Annotated in this window: 18 protein-coding genes; 12 read left to right on the forward strand and 6 right to left on the reverse strand. The window is 72.0% G+C overall.

The window, feature by feature from the left end:
- Positions 1-14 precede the first annotated feature (14 nt).
- The 5 genes from tsaE to OIE40_RS02820 are packed head-to-tail and all read left to right on the forward strand — an operon-like array spanning position 15 to position 3,481.
- On the forward strand, positions 15-836 hold the full coding sequence (gene tsaE, locus OIE40_RS16910) for a tRNA (adenosine(37)-N6)-threonylcarbamoyltransferase complex ATPase subunit type 1 TsaE (RefSeq protein WP_319805195.1): 822 nt from the start codon (positions 15-17) through the stop codon (positions 834-836).
- Positions 833-1,474 (forward strand): tRNA (adenosine(37)-N6)-threonylcarbamoyltransferase complex dimerization subunit type 1 TsaB, encoded by a 642-nt coding sequence (gene tsaB / locus OIE40_RS02805; RefSeq protein WP_264699874.1) that lies wholly within the window; start codon positions 833-835, stop codon positions 1,472-1,474. Before tsaE ends, tsaB begins: the two co-directional genes overlap by 4 nt.
- Positions 1,471-1,947 carry a GNAT family N-acetyltransferase gene (locus OIE40_RS02810; protein WP_264699875.1) on the forward strand — a complete coding sequence of 159 codons (477 nt, stop codon included), beginning with the start codon at positions 1,471-1,473 and terminating at the stop codon, positions 1,945-1,947. Before tsaB ends, OIE40_RS02810 begins: the two co-directional genes overlap by 4 nt.
- Complete coding sequence (tsaD, locus tag OIE40_RS02815; protein ID WP_264699876.1) at positions 1,944-2,987, forward strand: tRNA (adenosine(37)-N6)-threonylcarbamoyltransferase complex transferase subunit TsaD; 1,044 nt, start codon at positions 1,944-1,946, stop codon at positions 2,985-2,987. The genes OIE40_RS02810 and tsaD overlap by 4 nt, the downstream gene beginning before the upstream one ends.
- Positions 2,987-3,481 carry an NUDIX hydrolase gene (locus OIE40_RS02820; protein WP_264699878.1) on the forward strand — a complete coding sequence of 165 codons (495 nt, stop codon included), beginning with the start codon at positions 2,987-2,989 and terminating at the stop codon, positions 3,479-3,481. The genes tsaD and OIE40_RS02820 overlap by 1 nt, the downstream gene beginning before the upstream one ends.
- Before the next feature lies 1 nt (position 3,482).
- Here the strand turns inward: OIE40_RS02820 and mmuM are convergent, their stop codons facing one another.
- Together mmuM and OIE40_RS02830 are read right to left on the reverse strand one after the other, a co-directional pair.
- Positions 3,483-4,394: a homocysteine S-methyltransferase gene (gene mmuM, locus OIE40_RS02825; RefSeq protein WP_264699879.1), complete on the reverse strand. Its 912-nt coding sequence runs from the start codon at positions 4,392-4,394 to the stop codon at positions 3,483-3,485.
- Between the two features lie 288 nt (positions 4,395-4,682).
- Positions 4,683-5,018, reverse strand: a complete 336-nt coding sequence (locus OIE40_RS02830) for a hypothetical protein (RefSeq protein WP_264699881.1) — start codon at positions 5,016-5,018, stop codon at positions 4,683-4,685.
- Between the two features lie 51 nt (positions 5,019-5,069).
- Between OIE40_RS02830 and OIE40_RS02835 the strand changes: the two genes are divergently transcribed.
- The gene (locus OIE40_RS02835) at positions 5,070-6,302 is read left to right on the forward strand and encodes a class I SAM-dependent methyltransferase (protein ID WP_264699883.1); all 1,233 of its coding nucleotides are present in this window, start codon (positions 5,070-5,072) and stop codon (positions 6,300-6,302) included.
- Positions 6,303-6,311: 9 nt separating this feature from the next.
- Here OIE40_RS02835 and OIE40_RS02840 read toward each other — a convergent pair whose 3' ends face one another.
- From OIE40_RS02840 to OIE40_RS02850, 3 genes are all read right to left on the reverse strand, one after another.
- Positions 6,312-7,028 carry an MOSC domain-containing protein gene (locus OIE40_RS02840; protein ID WP_264699885.1) on the reverse strand — a complete coding sequence of 239 codons (717 nt, stop codon included), beginning with the start codon at positions 7,026-7,028 and terminating at the stop codon, positions 6,312-6,314.
- The gene (locus tag OIE40_RS02845) at positions 7,025-8,329 is read right to left on the reverse strand and encodes an alpha-amylase family glycosyl hydrolase (protein ID WP_264699887.1); all 1,305 of its coding nucleotides are present in this window, start codon (positions 8,327-8,329) and stop codon (positions 7,025-7,027) included. Before OIE40_RS02845 ends, OIE40_RS02840 begins: the two co-directional genes overlap by 4 nt.
- 131 nt (positions 8,330-8,460) lie before the next feature.
- The gene (locus OIE40_RS02850) at positions 8,461-8,823 is read right to left on the reverse strand and encodes a VOC family protein (protein WP_264699888.1); all 363 of its coding nucleotides are present in this window, start codon (positions 8,821-8,823) and stop codon (positions 8,461-8,463) included.
- 86 nt (positions 8,824-8,909) lie between these two features.
- Here OIE40_RS02850 and OIE40_RS02855 point away from each other — a divergent pair, with 86 nt between their 5' ends.
- The 6 genes from OIE40_RS02855 (at position 8,910) to OIE40_RS02880 (ending at position 15,796) form a co-directional block, all read left to right on the forward strand.
- Positions 8,910-9,704: a transglutaminase-like domain-containing protein gene (locus OIE40_RS02855; protein ID WP_264699889.1), complete on the forward strand. Its 795-nt coding sequence runs from the start codon at positions 8,910-8,912 to the stop codon at positions 9,702-9,704.
- A 34-nt stretch (positions 9,705-9,738) separates the two neighbouring features.
- Positions 9,739-11,949, forward strand: coding sequence for a maltose alpha-D-glucosyltransferase (gene treS / locus OIE40_RS02860; protein ID WP_264699891.1), 2,211 nt, complete (start codon positions 9,739-9,741; stop codon positions 11,947-11,949).
- A gap of 145 nt (positions 11,950-12,094) precedes the next feature.
- A complete protein-coding gene (locus tag OIE40_RS02865; protein ID WP_264699892.1) occupies positions 12,095-12,496 on the forward strand; it encodes a hypothetical protein in 402 nt (133 codons plus the stop codon).
- A gap of 180 nt (positions 12,497-12,676) precedes the next feature.
- Positions 12,677-12,973, forward strand: coding sequence for a co-chaperone GroES (gene groES, locus OIE40_RS02870; RefSeq protein WP_264699893.1), 297 nt, complete (start codon positions 12,677-12,679; stop codon positions 12,971-12,973).
- Positions 12,974-12,987: 14 nt separating this feature from the next.
- A complete protein-coding gene (gene groL, locus OIE40_RS02875; protein ID WP_264699895.1) occupies positions 12,988-14,592 on the forward strand; it encodes a chaperonin GroEL in 1,605 nt (534 codons plus the stop codon).
- Between the two features lie 244 nt (positions 14,593-14,836).
- Entirely contained in the window at positions 14,837-15,796 is a 960-nt protein-coding gene (locus OIE40_RS02880; protein WP_264699897.1) for a sulfotransferase family protein, read from the forward strand.
- A 44-nt stretch (positions 15,797-15,840) separates the two neighbouring features.
- On the opposite strand, the gene OIE40_RS02885 is transcribed toward OIE40_RS02880, so the two are convergent.
- Positions 15,841-16,743, reverse strand: a complete 903-nt coding sequence (locus tag OIE40_RS02885; RefSeq protein ID WP_264699899.1) for a hypothetical protein — start codon at positions 16,741-16,743, stop codon at positions 15,841-15,843.
- Positions 16,744-16,941: the final 198 nt, after the last annotated feature.

The raw sequence follows: 16,941 nt of genomic DNA on the forward strand, positions 1-16,941 counted from the left end.
GAAGGACCTGCACCATGCCCGCCCCGACCGAACTCGCCCAGGCGACGTTGCCCGACGGGCGGTTGCTGCGTTTCGTCCGCTCGGACGCCGGTTCCGACGTCGTCGACGTGCGCGCCGAGATCGACGGCGACGTGGCCGCTGCGATCTCCGTGCGGGTCGGCTCCCGCCTCGCCCGGGTGCAGGCGCTGAGCGTCGCCAACGAGTACCGCGGCCTGGGGATCGGCTCGGCGCTGTTGGGCTGCCTGATCGAGTTGCTGGCCGCCGGGGGCGTGCGTGAACTGAGCGTGCTGCCCGACCCGGCCGCGGCGTCCTGGTGGCGGGGCCACGGGTTCGACGTGGACGGCGAGGTGTTGCGGCGTCCGCTGCCGGTGCTGGTCGAGGCGCCCACCGCCGAGTCCATGCACGCCCTGGGCGAGCGGCTGGCCCCGCTGCTGCGCGGCGGTGACGTGATCATCGCCACCGGAGATCTGGGGGCGGGCAAGACCACCCTGACCCAGGGCATCGGCGCCGGACTGGGCGTCGCCGGCCCGGTGATCTCACCCACCTTCGTGCTTTCCCGGGTGCATCCGAGCACGGTGGGCGGAGCGGCCCTGGTGCACGTCGACGCCTACCGGCTGGGCAGTTTCGACGAACTGGAGGATCTCGATCTCGAGGCGTCGCTGGCCGACTCGGTGACCTTGATCGAGTGGGGCGGGGGGCTGGCCGAGGGGCTGGCCGACGATCGGCTCGAGATCGACATTCGTCGCGGCCTCGAGGTCGACGACGAGAACCGGCTGGTCTTCCTGACCGGCCTGGGCCCCCGCTGGGCGGGCGACGAACTGGAGGCACTGCGGTGAGCCTGACCCTTGGCATCGACACCTCGACCGATGTGCGGGTCGGGCTGGCCACCGAGGGCGCCGTGCTGGCGTCCGCGGCGGTGACCGACACCCGCGCGCACGCCGAGCAGCTGATGCCGCTGATCCGCGACACCCTGCGCCGGGCCGGATGCCGCCTCGGTGACGTGACCCGCGTCGTGGTCGGGGTGGGTCCCGGCCCGTTCACCGGCCTGCGGGTCGGTGTCGCCAGTGCGCAGACCCTGGGGTTCGCGCTCGGCGTCGAGGTGCGCGGGGTCTGCTCGCTGGACGCCTGCGCGGCGGGCTACGACGGCACCGCCGGCGAGTTCCTGGTGCTCTCCGACGCCCGCCGCCGCGAGGTGTACTGGGCGCGCTACGCCGCCGACGGTTCGAGGCTGACCGGCCCGTTCGTCGGGCCGGTCAGCGAGCTGCCGCAGCTGCCGGTCACCGGGCCCGGCGCGGTGCTGGCCGGCGGGACGGCGTCCCCGCTGGACGGCGGCCTGCTCGCCCTGGCCGGCCCGAGCCTGCCCGACGCCGGCCTGTCGCCGCTGTACCTGCGCCGGCCGGACGCCGAGGTGCCGAGCAAGCGGAAGTCGACGCTGCTGCAGCCGCGGCTCGCGGCCGGCTGGTCGAAGCGATGAGCCCGGTGCTGACCATCGACACGGCCACGGCCGCCGACATCGAGGCCATCCTCGGCCTGGAGGAGACCGGTTTTGCCCCGGCGTCCCGTTGGATCGGACGCTCCTGGCTGGGTGAGATCGAGGGCGGCCATCACTTCACCCCGGCCGCCCGCGACGACCACGGCCGCGTCGTCGGGGTGGCGGCCTTCCAGCTGTTCGCCGACGTCGCCGACCTGAACCGGATCGTCGTCGATCCCGCGCACCGCGGCCGCGGCGTCGGCGAGGCGCTGCTGCGCGCCGGCCTGGACTGGGCGGCCGGCTCCGGTGCGGAACGCATGCTGCTCGAGGTGGAGTGGGCCAACGAGCCGGCGCTGGCGCTGTACCGGCGGCTCGGCTTCGTCGAGATCACGTACCGGCGCAACTACTACGGCCCGGACCGCGACGCGCTGGTCATGGAGCGACGACTGGACCCGACGGGGGAGGGGAAGCGATGAGCGGACCTTTGGTGCTGGGGATCGAATCGTCCTGCGACGAGACCGGCGTGGGCATCGTCCGCGGGCACGAACTGCTCGCCAACGAGGTCGCGTCGTCGGTCGAGCAGCACGTCCGCTACGGCGGGGTGGTGCCCGAGATCGCGTCCCGCGCCCACCTGGAGGCGCTCCGGCCGGCATTGGAGCGCGCGCTGGCCACCGCCGACGTCGACCTGAGCGAGCTGGACGGCATCGCCGTGACCGCCGGTCCGGGCCTGATGGGGGCGCTGGTGGTCGGGTTGGCGGCCGCGAAGGCGCTGGCGGTCGCGCTCGACAAGCCGCTGTACGGGCTGAACCACCTGGTCGGCCACGTCGCGGTCGACCTGCTCGACCACGGCCCGCTGCCGCAGCCGTGCGGGGCGCTGCTGGTCTCCGGCGGGCACACGTCACTGCTGCTGGTCAACGACATCACCGGCGACATCACCGAGGTCGGCTCGACCATCGACGACGCCGCCGGGGAGGCCTACGACAAGGTGGCGCGGGTGCTCGGACTGGCCTACCCGGGCGGCCCGGTGATCGACCGGGCGGCCGCCGGCGGCGACCCCGCCGCGATCCGGTTCCCGCGCGGGCTGACCGCAGGCAAGGACCTGGTCAAGCATCGCTTCGACTACTCGTTCTCGGGTCTGAAGACGGCCGTGTCGCGCTGGGTGGAGACCCGGCAGCGCGACGGCGAGGAGGTGCCGCTGGCCGACGTGGCAGCCTCCTTCCAGGAGGCGGTGTGCGACGTCCTGACCGCCAAGGCGGTGGACGCGTGCACCCACTTCGGCGTCTCCGACCTGCTGATCGGCGGTGGGGTGGCGGCGAACTCGCGGCTGCGGTCGCTGCTCGAGCAGCGCACCGCCGAGGCAGGCATCGCGTTGCGGCGTCCGCGGCCCGGATTGTGCACCGACAACGGCGCGATGATCGCCGTGCTCGGCGCCGAGGTGATCGGCCGGGGGCTGCGGCCCTCCGCGCTCGACATCGGCGCCGACTCGGGACTGCCGGTCTCGACGGTGCTGGTCTGATGCCGTACCGACCCATCATCGGGGTGCTCGGCTACGTGCTGGACGCCACCGGCGAGCGGGTGCTGATGGTGCTGCGCAGCCGCGACGGCGATGTCCACCAGGGCAAGTACAACGGCCTGGGCGGCAAGCTCGAGGCCGACGAGGACGTCGTCACCTGCCTGCACCGCGAGCTGATGGAGGAGGCCGGGATCACTGTCACCGCGCAGCGGCTGCGCGGCACCATCTCCTGGCCCGGCTTCGGCGCCGAGGGCGAGGACTGGTTCGGCTTCGTGTTCGTGGTGGACGCCTACACCGGCGAGGTGCCGCGGCGCAACGACGACGGCCCGCTGGACTGGGTGGAGCGCGACCGGCTGCTCGGCGCCGGCGAGCCGCTGCCGATGTGGCCCGGCGACCGGCACTTCCTGCCGCTGGTGTTCGACGACGACCCGCGTCCGTTCCACGGCGTGATGCCGTACACCGACGGCGAGCCGACGGGGTGGAGCTACCGGCGCTGAGTCACCGCGGCCGCGCGTCCGGCGACCCGCCGTTCGTCCCGGCGCGCCCCGCATCCGCCGCCACCGCGGCGATCAGTTCCGGCCCGACCCGGCAGCAGCCGCCGCGCCCGGACACCCCGCTCCAGTCGATCCCGTGCAGCGACGCCGGCCCCCGCCAGTCGCGCGCGGCGGCGTCCCACACCTCGCCGCTGTTGGGGTAGAACACGACCGGACGCCGCCCGCCGACCGCGGCGACCACGGCCGCGGCGTCGGCCGGGTCGCAGCAGTTGGCGCCCAGGGCGACCACGGCGTCCGACCCGGCGGCCAGGGCGTACGCCTCGGCGGCCGGCTCGCCGAGCCTGGTGTGTGCGCCGACAGTCGTCAGAGACAACCAGGCCGGGACGCCGAGTGCATCCAGTTCGAGGGCCAGGGCCTCCACCTCGGCCAGGCAGGGGATCGTCTCGCAGGCCAGCACGTCGGCGCCGGCTTCGGCCAGCACCGCCAGCCGCGGACGGTGCCAGGCACGCAGTTGCCGAACGCTCAGGCCGTAGTCCCCGCGGTATTCGGAGCCGTCGGCGAGACTCGCGCCATAGGGGCCGACCGACGCCGCGACCCAGCGCTGCCCGCCGGCCGCCTCGGCGGCCTCACGCGCCAGCCGGACGCTGCGGCGCAGCGCCCGCATGCTGTCGCCGGCGTCGAGGCCGGCCGCGGCGAAGCCCGACTCGCTGACCTGGTAGGACGCCGTCGTCGCCACCTCGGCGCCGGCGACGAAGAAGTCGGCGTGCGCGGCCCGCACCTCATCGGGGTCCTCGAGCAACAGCCGGGCCGACCACAGCGAGTCGCTCAGGTCGTGGCCGCGGGCCTCGAGCCGGGTGGCGAGGCCACCGTCCAGCACCACGACGCGGTCGGCGAGGGCGGCCGGCAGGGTGGTCACCGGATCATGGTAGTTGTCGTCGGGAGATCGGGTGAACACGGCCGTGTTCAGCGGGAAGTCGCTCTTTCGCAGCACGATGTGCACGCCCTTGGTCGGCCGGAGACGCCCCGCGGGGGTGTCCGTCTCGAGGGCTCGGGTGCGTTCGGTCCACGGCCCGGTGGCATTCAGGATCTGCCGGATGTCAGGCGATCGGCGGGTTTTCCTTCGGGCGGCCCAGGGGCACGCCGAGGCGTCAGCCGGGCAGCCTCCGAACTGCGCGGCGAAGGGGTTCGAGCCGGGCGGACCGGCTCAGCGCAGGTCGGTCTCCGGGTTCGGCGCGGGCTCGGCCGGCCGGGTCGCCGTGGTGTCGGACGGCCTGCCCGAGGGACGGTCGGGACCCGCCGGCAACTCCGACTTCGGCTTGCGCGGAAGCCCCAGCGCGTACCCCGCGAGCAGGCCGGCCAGCAGGGCCAGCGAGGCGCCGCCGATCATCAGGCCGAGCGGGTTGGCGAACTCGCGACTGCGGATGGCGTCCAGGGCGAGGAACTGGCGCCAGACCTCGAACCCGCCGTAGGAGAGGACGCCGATCGCGCCGACCAGGGCGAGCGCACCGACGATCAGCAGGATGCGGGCAGGTAGCTTCATGACGGCATCCTAGGTCGACGCGGCGCGCCCGGTGCGGGTAGAACCCTGGGTATGGACGCAGACGATGCCCGCTGGCTGGTCGGGCCGGACGGCGCTGCCGAGCTCGCTCGCGCCGCAGCCGAGGCCGACCCGCGCTCGCTCGCCGCAGCCGAGCGGCTGCGTCGACGGCTGCCACCGTCGCGGGCGGCGGTGGTGACGGCCCAGGTGGCGCTGCGTCGCCGGGCCCGGGTCAAGTTCGGGGCGCGTGCCGAGACGCTGTTCTTCACCCCCGACGGGCTCGAGCAGGCAACTCGGCCCGCGGTAGCCGCGTGGCGTGCCCGTCGGCTGACCGAGGCCGGGGTCACCCGCGTGATCGATCTGGGTTGCGGGATCGGCGCCGACGCCCTCGGCATGCTAGACGAGGGACTCGACGTGGAGGCGATCGATGCCGACGAGGCCACCGCGGTACTGGCCTCGGCGAATCTGGGCAGGCAGGTGACGGTGGGCGACGGCGTCCGGCTGCTCGGGCCGGCCCGGGCCGACACGGCCGTGTTCTGCGACCCGGCCCGGCGCACCGGTTCCGGCCGCAGCTGGCGGGTCGAGGATCTGAGCCCGCCCTGGTCGTTCGTCCAGCAGGTGTTGGCCGACCACCTCGCCTGCGTGAAGCTCGGGCCGGGCCTGCCGCACACCCTCATCCCGGACGCCGTCGCGGCCACCTGGGTGAGCGAGCGTGGCGACCTGGTCGAACTGTCGCTGTGGTCGGGACCGTGGCCGGCCGAGCGGCGGGCCGTGCTGCTTCCCGGTGGGCAGGAGCTGCGCGACCGGGCCGTCGCCGGCGACATGGGTCCCGGCGGCGTCCCAGAGCCCGGAACGGTGGTGTACGAACCCGATCCGGCGGTGATCCGGGCGGGGCTGGTCGACGTCCTCGCCGACGATCTCGGCGCGCGCCGGGTGCAGCCGGGCCTGGCCTACCTGACCGCCCCGTCCGCGGTCGCGACAGCGTTCGCGACCGCCTTCGAGGTGCTGGAGGTGCTGGACGCGGGCGAGCGGACGCTGCGCGCCTGGGTGAGGGCGAACGGGGTGGGCGCCCTGGAGATCAAGAAGCGCGGCCTGGACGTCGACCCGGCCGCCCTGCGACGCCGGCTGAGGCCCCGCGGGCCGAACACCGCCACGCTGGTGCTCACACCGACCACGAGGGGGGCCCGCACGCTGGTGGTGCGGCGATTGCCCGGCGGGGGAGGGATCCCGGGTCGGGCTCGGGATGACGAGGTGCCGGAAGGGGATCCCGGGTCGAGCCCGCGATGACGGACGGACTCAGCCGATGGCGAAGGTCTCGCCCCGCCGCGCGTAGTCGAGCGACTCGGCGTCCAGGTACGCCTCGGCGGCCAGCACCCGGGGCGCGAGTTCGCGTTGCAGGGTCTGCGACCGGAACAGCAGCCCGATGCTCACCTCGTGGTCGGGCCGGAACACCACCTCGACCGGATCGTGGCGCCGCACCACGCCGGGTGTCACCACCGACAGGTACGCGCCGGGCCGGGCCGCCCGGGTGAACGTCTTCAACCAGCCGCGCTCGGCGATCCAGGCGCGGAAGGTGTTGCACGGAATCCGCGGGCAGGTGACCTGCAGCACGACGGCGTCCGGACCCGAACCGATCCGCCACCGCTCACCGATCAGCGCGCCGGTCACGTCCACGCCGAGGGTCGTCAGGTTCTCGCCGAACGCGCCCGACGCGAAGTCGCGGCCCACCTCGGCCCCCAGGGCGTCCAGGTCTTCGCGGGCGCAGGCGTAGACCGCCTGCACGTCGCCGCCGTGATGCCGGCCGTCACCGATGTAGTCGCCGGCCAGCCCGCTGCGCGAGCCAGGCCCGAGGCCGCGGGTCACGTCGCGCGGCCCCGGCGCCGCCACCGCCGCAGCGTCGACGGGCCGCTTGTCGATGCCGGTGGTGTTGGCCGGCTTGCCCCGGTCGACGGCGGACCGGCCCAGGTTCACCGACAGCACGCTGCCCCCCGCCACGGCGCCGTCCGTCGTCACGACGCCTCGCGCGGGATGTACGCGACGTCGTGCTCGGTGCGGTCCCGGACGGCGATCGCCCAGCCGTGCGGGGGCAGTTCCGACCCGGGTTGCCCGCCGGTGAGCAGCACCTCGCCGGCGGGCAGCGGACGAGGCTCGTCGGAGATGTTCAACCCCAGCTCGATCACCTGCTCGGGTCCGGCGACCATCACCACCGCGGACTCGTTGGCGAGGTCGCGGGTGGTCACCACGCCGTCCACCAGCCAGGAGAACCGGCGGCGCAGGGCGATCAGCCGCTGGTACAGCTCGAAGGTGTCGGCGCCGAACGGCAGCAGGCCGTCCGGGGTCTGCGGGAACGGTGGCCGGACGGCGTCGTCGCCGCCGTACTGGTCGAGCTTCACCCCGGTGAACCGCTGCTCGTCACCGGCGTAGATCGACGGCACCCCGGGCAGCATGGTCAGCAGTACCGCGGCGTGCTCGATGTGGCGCCGGTCGGTCAGTTTCGAGCTGATCCGAGTGACGTCGTGGTTGGAGATGAAGATCTGTGGCCGGAAGTGCTCGCAGTAGCCGCGGTGTCGCTGCAGCGTCCAGTCCAGGCTCCACAGGTTGACGTCGTTCATCGACTGCCAGATGGCGTGCCACAGCTCGTACTGGGTGACCGAATCGAGGCCGGACTCGGCCACGAACTCGTCCTTGTCACCGTGGATCACCTCGCCGAGCAGCCAGCAGTCCGGGTAGGCGGCCTTCACCCGCTCGACGATCGGACGCCAGGCCGCCGCGCCCGGCGCGTAGGCGGCGTCCAGTCGCCAGCCGTCGACGCCCCGGCCCAGCCAGTGGCACATGATGTCGACGACGAAGTCCTGCACCGCCGGGTTGGCGAAGTTCAGCTCGACCAGCGGTTCGTGGCCCTCGAACACCCGCGGGTAGCCGTCGACCCAGCGCAGCCAGTCACCCTCGGGGGTGCCCTCGCCGGCGGCCAGCGCCGCCTGCACCCTCGGATGCTCGCGGCCGAGATGGTTGAACACACCGTCCAGCAGGACGCGGATGCCGCGCTCCTTGGCCTTCCACATGAGTTCGTCGAAGTCGCCGTCGTCGCCGAGCCGCGGATCGATCCGGTAGTGGTCGAGGGTGTCGTAGCCATGGCTGGCGGAGGCGAAGACGGGGTTCATCAACATGCCGTTGCAGCCCAGCGCGAGCAGGTAGTCGAGCCAGTTGGTGAGTTGGCCGAGCCGGTGCCGCACCTCGCGGACGGCGCTGTCCTCGGCGTTGACGAAGCCCAACGGGTAGCAGTGCCACCAGATGACGTGCGCGGTCCAGTCCATCCATCTCCTAGGGTCCACAGGAGTCTATCGAGCCCGACGCCGGGCGGCTCAACCCCAGTCCCGGAACACGACCCGGCCGACCGCCACGTCGGCGTAGAACACCCTCGGGATCAGGCGGGTGAAGCGTCCGCTTATCGCCATTCCACCAGTCCCACCAGGTTGCCGTCGGGATCACGGACGAACGCATGCCACTCGTCGGTGCCGGCCGGGCCGAGGGTGTCGTCGGCGTGACTGAAGATGACGTGTGGTGGCGTGTGCACCTCGATGCCGGCCGTCTGCAGCCTGGTCAGTTCGGCGTCGAGGTCGGTCACCCGCAGGTAGATCGTGGCCGGTGGGGCGCCGGCCTCTAGCAGGAGCCGGACGCCGTCCAGGCCGAAGAACAACAGCCCCGGCGGGTCGAAGCGCGCGGTCGGTTCCTGACCCAGGAGCAGGCTGTAGAAGGCGGCCGCGCGGTCGAGGTCTGCGGCGCGCTGGGCCACCTGAACGAGAGTCATGGTCACATTCTGCGCCTTGTTCCAGCCGTGTTCCATTGGTCGGGCCCCACTGCCGCCGAGGGGTGCGGCCCTGACAGCATGGAGTCATGCAGCGCTCCGTCACCGCCCAGATCACCGGCACCCTGACCGCCCCGACCGATGTCGTGTTGGCGATCGCCGTCGCCGACGGCCCGGCCCGCACCGAGACCCTGGGCGTCACCGTCGACGGGGTGTCCGTGCAGGGCACCGAGATCGCGGCACCGCACGGCGGGCGGCTGCACCTGTTCAGCGGGCTGCTGCCGGGCGCCTTCGCCGTCGACTACGTCGCCACCGTCGACGGCATCGCCGACATCGAGCCGCCGACCGACGTCGACCGCATCGTCTACACCCGGCCGAGCCGCTACTGCGACTCCGACAAGCTGATGCCGGTCGCCCAGGCCGAGTTCGCCGGCCTCACCGGCAAGGAGTTGCTCGACTCGGTCTCGAGTTGGGTCGGCTCGCAGCTGTCGTACGTGTCGGGGTCGTCGAAGCCGATCGACGGCGCGGTCGACACCTACCTGTCCCGGCAGGGCGTCTGCCGCGACTACGCCCACCTGGTGATCGCCCTGTTGCGCGGACTGGGCGTCCCGGCCAGGCTGGCCGCCGTCTACGCGCCGGGGCTCGACCCGATGGACTTCCACGCCGTCGCGGAGGCCTACGTCGACGGCGCGTGGTGGGTGGTGGACGCGACCACGCTGGCTCCGCGGCCCAGCCTGCTGCGGATCGCGACCGGCCGGGACGCCGCCGACACCGCCTTCCTCAGCACCCTGACCGGCTCGTTGCAGCTGGATTCGATCGTGGTCGGCGCCACCGTCGACCAACTGCCGACCGACGACCTCACCCTGCTCACGGCCCTGCGCTGACGACCTCCGCACCCCCGGCACTACATTGGCGCCCATGACAGCCGAACCAGAGGACGCCGTAGAACTCGACCACGACGACGTGCTGCCCGAGCTGACCTTCGACGCCCAGTTCTACCCGGCCCGGCCGGCGAAGCTGCGGCCGGCGACCCGGCGACGCCGGGACATGCTGAAGGCGATGGGGCCGCCGCCGTTCGAGCCCGACGGCCGCAACAAGGCCTACGTGGAGTGGCTCGTCAACCAGTCGATGCTGGGGGACTCGATCACCCTGGCCCGCCAGCTCGCCGGCCTGCACACCATGTGGAGCAACCCCTACGCCTCGCCCGACCCGCGCGCCGCCGTCGACCGGACGTCGGTGTGGTTCACCGCCTATCCGCTGTCGCTGGTCACGGCCCACGACCAGAGCTTCCTCGGCGCCCTGGGCGAGGAGGATCTGTGGCAGGCGTTCCAGACGATCGGCATCGAGGGCGTCCACACCGGTCCGGTGAAGCTCGCCGGCGGCATCGCGGGCTGGAAGCACACCCCCAGCGTCGACGGCCACTTCGACCGGATCAGCATGGCCATCGACCCGCTGTTCGGCACCGAGGACGAGTACCGCGCGATGTGCGAGCTGGCGGCCCAGCACGGCGGCACGATCATCGACGACATCGTCCCCGGGCACACCGGCAAGGGCGCCGACTTCCGGCTGGCGGAGCTGAACTGGAAGGACTACCCGGGCATCTACCACATGGTCGACATCCCCGAGGACGCCTGGCACCTGCTGCCCGAGGTGCCCAAGGGCCGCGACTCGGTCAACCTCGACCCGTCGCACGAACGTGCGCTGGCCGAAGCCGGCTACATCATCGGCGAGTTGCAGCGGGTCATCTTCTACGAGCCGGGGGTGAAGGAGACCAACTGGTCGGCCACCCCCGAGGTCCACGACTACACCGGCAAGAAGCGCCGCTGGGTCTACCTGCACTACTTCAAGGGCGGCCAGCCCTCCATCAACTGGCTCGACCCGACGTTCGCCGGCATGCGGCTGGTGATGGGCGATGCGCTGCACTCGCTGCTCGACCTCGGTTCGGGTGGTCTGCGACTGGACGCCAACGGCTTCCTCGGCGTCGAACGCAACGTGGCCGGGCAGCCGGCCTGGTCCGAGGGGCACCCGCTCTCGCAGGCGTCCAACCAGTTGATCGGGTCGATGGTGCGCAAGGTCGGCGGTTTCACCTTCCAGGAACTGAACCTGTCGGTGGACGACATCGCCGAGACGTCGAAGGTGGGGCCGGACCTGTCCTACGACTTCATCACCAGGCCGGCCTACCAGTACGCGCTGGCGACCGGCGACACCGAGTTCCTGCGGCTCACCCTGCGCGAGGCCATGATCGCCGGGGTCGACCAGGCTTCGCTGGTGCACGCCCTGCAGAACCACGACGAGCTCACCTACGAACTGGTCCATTTCGCCGCCCGGCACGCCACCGAGCACTACACCCTCGACGGCACCGTCTACACCGGTGCCGAGCTGGCCGAGCACATCCGTGAGGTGCTCCGGCTCAGGCTGACCGGCGAGGCGGGGCCGTACAACGCGCTGTTCACCCAGAACGGCATCGCCTCGACCACAGCCTCGGTGATCACCGCGAGCCTCGGCATCACCGACCTCGACGCCATCACCCCCGCCGACGTCGAGCAGATCAAGGCCGCGCACCTGCTGTTGTGCATGTACAACGCCTGGCAGCCCGGCGTGTTCGCGCTGTCGGGCTGGGATCTGGTCGGTGCCCTGCCGCTGCCGCGCGACGAGGTGGCGGCCCTGATCAGCACCGGCGACACCCGCTGGATCGAGCGCGGCGCCTACGACCTGATGGGCAGGGTCACCGAGGGGGCCCGAGCTGGCATGCCGCCCGCCCGTTCCCTGTACGGGCCGTTGCCGCAGCAGCTGGCCGACCCGAAGTCGTTCGCGTCCCGGCTGGCAGCCATCCTCAAGGTGCGCAAGGCACACGGGCTGTCCACCGGCACCCTCGAGGATGTGCCGGAGGTGCCGCACAAGGAGATGCTGATCCTGGTCAACCGGCTGTTCATCGGCGCCACCCAGGTGACGGTGCTGAACTTCGGCCCCGAGCGGATCACCGGCCATGTGCAGTCCGACGAGATCCCGGCCGGCCGGGTGTTCGACCTGACGACGCGGCGGCGGATCGCCGAGGTGGACGCGCTGGGCGGCTTCTCCGTGACGCTGCCCCCGTTCGGCGGGGTGGCCACGCTGGTCAAGGAGTACTGAGCGGCCGGGGGGCGGGAGGACGGCCCCCGGCGCCTCGAACCTCGATCGGTGGGTGCGGCCGCGGCAGTGTGAACAATGAATGAACAAAGCTGTTCGACAGCCGGGGCCGGGGTGTCGCCGAGGCCCCGTCTCCTACACTTTTGGTATGAGTAACAAATACTTCCCCGCCAACGATGGATCCGCCGACGAGCTGTGGGACGTCGTGCACGACCTGCCCGCCGGGATCAGCGACGCCTTCCACCTGGTGGCCGCGTCACTCGGCCAGGCGGACGCCGCGGCCGCCCTGCGCGATGCGCTGGGTCAGGTCCGGGCCACCAGCACCCGCGCCCACCTGCCCCGGGTGGCCTCGTACGAGATCCTGCCCCTGAGCCTGCGGCTGGCCGGCTTCCTGCGGCGCCACGACGGCTGGCGGCGCGAGGCCCTGGCAGCCCTCGCGGCGGCGGCCACGGCGCGACGGGTCGAGGAGGGCCGCGGCGCGCTGCTCGTGGCCGCCGACGCGATCGAGCGCGGTGTGACGGAGGTCGAGTCCAGGGCCTCCGCCGCCTGAGCAGCCGATCGTCCGGCCAGATCTGGCACTCGGGTTGAACGAGTGCTAAGCCCGCGATAGATTCGCATTAGCACTCTCGGTGTGAGAGTGCGAACGGCCGACGGCGGCACCCGCGACGACGCCCCGGCTCCCACATCGACAGCAACGGGCCGTGTGCCCAGCACAAGAAAGGGTTTTGACGTGGCAGTCACGATCAAGCCGCTCGAGGACCGGATCCTCGTCCAGCCCCTGGAGGCCGAGCAGACCACCGCCTCTGGCCTGGTCATCCCGGACACCGCCAAGGAGAAGCCGCAGGAGGGCAAGGTCGTTGCGACCGGCCCGGGTCGCATCGACGACAACGGCAACCGCGTCCCGCTCGACGTCGCCGAGGGCGACGTCGTGATCTTCTCCAAGTACGGCGGCACCGAGGTCAAGTACGAGGGCAGCGAGTACCTGCTGCTGAACGCCCGCGACATCCTCGCCATCGTCTCCAAGTAAGGAACTCCCAGACAATGCCCAAGATCCTTCAGTTCGACGAGGAGGCGCGGCGCTCGCTCGAGCGCGGCGTCGACATCCTCGCCAACACCGTGAAGGTGACCCTCGGCCCCAAGGGCCGCTATGTGGTGCTCGACAAGAAGTGGGGCGCTCCGACCATCACCAACGACGGTGTCACCGTCGCCAAGGAGGTCGAGCTCACCGATCCTTACGAGAACCTCGGCGCCCAGCTGGCCAAGGAGGTCGCCACCAAGACCAACGACATAGCGGGTGACGGCACCACCACCGCCACCGTGCTCGCCCAGGCGCTCGTCCACGAGGGCTTGCGTGCGGTCGCGGCCGGGGCCAACCCGGTCGGCCTGAAGCGCGGCATCGAGGCGGCCGTCGAGGCCGTCAGCGACACGCTGCGTGAGCAGGCCCGCGAGGTCGACGACACCGACGACATGGCCAACGTGGCCACGATCTCGGCCCGTGACGCGGAGATCGGCCGGCTCATCGCCGACGCCTTCGACAAGGTCGGCAAGGACGGCGTCATCACCGTCGACGAGTCGCAGACCTTCGGCACCGAGCTTGAGTTCACCGAGGGCATGCAGTTCGACAAGGGCTACCTGTCGCCGTACTTCGTGACCGACCCCGAGCGGATGGAAGCCGTTCTCGAGGATCCCTACATCCTGATCAACCAGGGCAAGATCTCCTCGATGAACGACCTGCTCCCGCTGCTGGAGAAGGTCATCGGCGCCGGCGGCACCCTGTTCATCGTGGCCGAGGACGTCGACGGCGAGGCTCTGTCCACCCTGGTGGTGAACAAGATCCGCGGCACCTTCACCTCGGTCGCGGTCAAGGCCCCGGCCTTCGGCGATCGCCGCAAGGCCATGCTCGAGGACATCGCCATCCTCACCGGCGGCAAGGTGGTCGCTCCCGAGGTCGGGCTCAAGCTCGACCAGGTCGGTCTCGACGTGCTGGGCCGCGCCCGCCGCGTCGTCGTGACCAAGGACAACACCACCATCGTCGACGGTGCCGGTTCGGCCGAGGAGGTCGCGGGGCGGGTGACTCAGCTGCACGCCGAGATCGCCCGCACCGATTCCGACTGGGACCGCGAGAAGCTGCAGGAGCGGGTCGCCAAGCTCGCCGGCGGCGTCTGCGTGATCAAGGTCGGGGCGGCGACCGAGGTCGAGCTCAAGGAGAAGAAGCACCGGATCGAGGACGCCGTGTCCGCGACCCGTGCGGCCATCGAGGAGGGCATCGTCGCCGGTGGCGGCTCCGCCCTCGTCCACGCCGCCCGGGTGCTGGCCGACGGCCTGGGCAAGACCGGTGACGAGGCCAGCGGCGTCCAGATCGTCGCGAAGGCCGTCGTCGAGCCGCTGCGCTGGATCGCCGAGAACGGCGGCGAGCCGGGCTACGTGATCGTCTCCAAGGTCGCCGAGCTGGAGCCCGGTCAGGGCTACAACGCGGCCACCGGAGAGTACGGCGACCTGTTGGCCGCCGGCGTGATCGACCCGGTCAAGGTCACCCGCTCGGCGCTGGCCAACGCGGCCTCGATCGCCGCTCTGCTGCTCACCACCGAAACCCTGGTGGTCGAGAAGCCGGAGGAGGACGAGGACGACAACGGGCACGCTCACTGAGCGAAACCCGCGCGCAACCGCTAGCCGAATCCCCCGTCCGCAAGGGCGGGGGATTCGTGCGTCCCGGCCGCCCCCAACCCCGGCGCTCGCCTCACTACCGAGCGCCGCCAACCTTGGCGAGCGCTCGGTAGTGAGGCGAGCGTGAGGGGGATATCGAGGTTAGTCGAACTAATCCGATGGATTTTGTAGGTTATATGCCGAGATCCATGGTCAGAAGCCCTCGGTGGCGCCTACCGTTTTGCGCATGGCCCGCACCCCCCGCCCGGACGCGCTGCTGATCGGTGCACCCAAGGCAGGTACCAGCGCGCTGCACGCGGCGTTGGCACTCCATCCGCAGGTGTTCACCACCACGCCCAAGGAGCCCAAGTACTACCTGTGCGCGGACGCCCCGCCGCCGGCCTACAAGGGACCCGGCGACGCCCACAGCCAGCAGGAGTGGATCTGGCGCCGCGAGGCCTACGACGCGCTGTTCGCGCCGGCCAGGGACGACCAGCTGCGCATCGAGAGCACGCCGTTCTACCTCTACCTGCGCAACGCCCGGCGCCGGATCGCCGAGGAACTGCCCGAGGTCAAGCTGATCGCGGTGATCCGCGACCCCGTCGAACGGGCCTACTCGAACTGGATGCACCTGTGGTCGGACGGTCTGGAGCCGGTGGCGGACTTCGAGACCGCCTTCGACCTCGAGGAGAAGCGGATCGCGAGGGGCTGGGCGCCGTTCTGGCACTATCGCCGGCAGGGCTTCTACGGCCACCAGCTCGAGGACCTGTACGGGCACGTGGACGCCGAACGCATCCTGGTGGTGCGCTACCGGGAGCTCGTCAACGACCCGGCCGGGCTGCTCGACCGGGTGGCCGGCTTCCTCGGCCTGCAGACCGGCCTGGTGCCCGGCATCCCGCGGGAGAACGCCCGCAGCTACGTGGCGCCGGGCCCGTCCACCGCTGTGCTGTCGCGGGTGATCAGGGCCGGGGCGTCCGTGGGTGCGTGGTTCCCGCCCGAGCTCTGGCGTAGGGCGAGTGCGCCGCTGACATCGCTGATGCAGGCGCGCGGGGCCGCCGCCCGGCCGACCCTCGACCGTGGCGTCCGGGCCCGGCTGGTGCAGCAGTTCGCCGACGACATCGACCGGCTCGAGGCGGTCACCGGCCAGACCTTCGCCGACTGGCGCGCCGACTCCAGCGCGGGCTCGTTCGCCGGCCGCACCGCCTGAGCGTCACCGACTGGTGAGCGGGGGACAGCGCGGGAGGCGGCGAGTCAGCCGCGCCAGGGCGCGACCATGAGGTCGTGCGCGCCGTCGGGGCGGGCCGCCTCGAAGTACAGCCGGGTGCCGCCGTCGGGCTGCGTCACGGCCGCGGCATAGCGCAGGGCGCCGTCCGAGGCGGGCGAGCAGGCGATCGGGACGTCCCCGACCGGGGTCAGGACGGCCCCGGGGCGCTCCGCCTGGGCCAGCCCCGTCCGCTCGAACCAGTTGGATGCCGCGTCCGCGCGTCCGTCGTACAGCACCACCAGCGGCTCCAGCGACAGCACGGTGGTGACCCGGGTACCGCGAGCGTCCCAGCCCCCGCCCCCGGGCGCCAGCGCCACGCCGCGGTCCACCCAGTGCAGGCCATCGTCGCTGGTCAGGTAGCGGGTGGTCATCCGGTCCTCCGCGCCCGCCACGTCCAACGGGTGGCAGCACAGCCACAGGTGCCAGGCGCTGCCGTCGGTCACGATCACTGGGTCCTTCACCGCCACCGCCGACGTGCCCGGCAGCACTACGGTGCGCCGGCCGCCGGGCAGCTCCTCGGGCGTCGGCGCGTCGATCGCCTCGACCCACCAGTGCTTCGACCCGGGGGTGGCGCAGGACACGTACAGCCGCCACCCGCCGCCGGGCAGCCGGACCAGCGCGGGACGCTCGAACGACTCGGCCCCGAAGGCGTCACGATGCAGCTCCGCCACCGTCTTGAACGCGATGCCGTCGAGCGAACGGGCGACCACCGTCGCGACCCCGCGCCCGGCCGACAGCGGACGCCGCACCCGGTAGGCCAGCCAGTAGGCGCCGTCGGCGTACAACGCGGCGGGCGCCCCGGACCAGTTTCCGGGACCCGCATCGGGTGCGGGCACGACCACCGTCGCCTCGTCGAACAGCGGGGCCGTGCACCCGATCGTTGCGCTCATGGGGGAAGCCTAGGGCCAGCCACGGCCCGGTCCCGGCATCCGGGTGGCCGGTCGCCCCACTACGGTGCCGGGCATGGCTGTTCCAGCCATCGAGTCACCCACCGCGCCGGTCGGGCCGTGGATCCTGCTCGCCGGAGCCCTGGCCACCCTCGGGCTGGGACTCAGTTCGTACGGCACCGCTTCCGCGGCGGACGTGGC

Source organism: Micropruina sonneratiae, from assembly GCF_025972045.1.
Classification (GTDB): domain Bacteria; phylum Actinomycetota; class Actinomycetes; order Propionibacteriales; family Propionibacteriaceae; genus Micropruina; species Micropruina sonneratiae.

Excerpts from the sequence above, each read along its gene's own strand:
- OIE40_RS02850 (WP_264699888.1), bottom strand. The coding sequence starts at position 8,823 with ATGACTCTCGTTCAGGTGGCCCAGCGCGCCGCAGACCTCGACCGCGCG.
- OIE40_RS02865 (WP_264699892.1), top strand. The coding sequence starts at position 12,095 with ATGAGTAACAAATACTTCCCCGCCAACGATGGATCCGCCGACGAGCTG.
- OIE40_RS02810 (WP_264699875.1), top strand. The coding sequence starts at position 1,471 with ATGAGCCCGGTGCTGACCATCGACACGGCCACGGCCGCCGACATCGAG.
- tsaD (WP_264699876.1), top strand. The coding sequence starts at position 1,944 with ATGAGCGGACCTTTGGTGCTGGGGATCGAATCGTCCTGCGACGAGACC.
- OIE40_RS02885 (WP_264699899.1), bottom strand. The coding sequence starts at position 16,743 with ATGAGCGCAACGATCGGGTGCACGGCCCCGCTGTTCGACGAGGCGACG.
- OIE40_RS02820 (WP_264699878.1), top strand. The coding sequence starts at position 2,987 with ATGCCGTACCGACCCATCATCGGGGTGCTCGGCTACGTGCTGGACGCC.
- groL (WP_264699895.1), top strand. The coding sequence starts at position 12,988 with ATGCCCAAGATCCTTCAGTTCGACGAGGAGGCGCGGCGCTCGCTCGAG.
- OIE40_RS02830 (WP_264699881.1), bottom strand. The coding sequence starts at position 5,018 with ATGAAGCTACCTGCCCGCATCCTGCTGATCGTCGGTGCGCTCGCCCTG.
- OIE40_RS02835 (WP_264699883.1), top strand. The coding sequence starts at position 5,070 with ATGGACGCAGACGATGCCCGCTGGCTGGTCGGGCCGGACGGCGCTGCC.
- tsaE (WP_319805195.1), top strand. The coding sequence starts at position 15 with ATGCCCGCCCCGACCGAACTCGCCCAGGCGACGTTGCCCGACGGGCGG.
- OIE40_RS02880 (WP_264699897.1), top strand. The coding sequence starts at position 14,837 with ATGGCCCGCACCCCCCGCCCGGACGCGCTGCTGATCGGTGCACCCAAG.
- OIE40_RS02845 (WP_264699887.1), bottom strand. The coding sequence starts at position 8,329 with ATGGACTGGACCGCGCACGTCATCTGGTGGCACTGCTACCCGTTGGGC.
- OIE40_RS02855 (WP_264699889.1), top strand. The coding sequence starts at position 8,910 with ATGCAGCGCTCCGTCACCGCCCAGATCACCGGCACCCTGACCGCCCCG.
- treS (WP_264699891.1), top strand. The coding sequence starts at position 9,739 with ATGACAGCCGAACCAGAGGACGCCGTAGAACTCGACCACGACGACGTG.